Annotated in this window: 1 protein-coding gene; it reads right to left on the bottom strand. The window is 66.4% G+C overall.

The features are described from left to right. Nucleotides 1-351 (bottom strand): glycosyltransferase family 4 protein (locus HX846_RS38220; RefSeq protein WP_178967581.1); only part of this gene is annotated, 351 nt, incomplete at both ends.

Genomic DNA, 351 nt, shown 5'->3' on the forward strand with positions numbered 1-351 from the left:
CGGTACTCGCCAGCGGCAGGCCGGCGGCCAGGGCTTCAAGCACCTTGAGCTTGGAGCCGCCGCCATGGCGCAACGGCGCCAGAAACACCGAGCAACTCGATTGCAGGGCCAGCAGGTTGGGGACAAAACCCTGCCATTCGATGCGTCCGTCCTTCCAGCGTTCGCGCCAGCTTTCCGGCATGCCGAAACCGCAGACGCTCATGCGTGCGTCGGGGCAGCGGGCCCACACTTTCGGCAGGATCTCATCCAGTGCCCACTCGATGGCATCGACGTTGGGCGCGTATTCGTAGTTGCCCAGAAACAGCACGCGGCGGGTCGTCGGGTCGGGTCGGGCAGCAGCGAAGTGCGCGC

The organism is Pseudomonas sp. K5002, from assembly GCF_013386655.1.
Lineage (GTDB): Bacteria > Pseudomonadota > Gammaproteobacteria > Pseudomonadales > Pseudomonadaceae > Aquipseudomonas.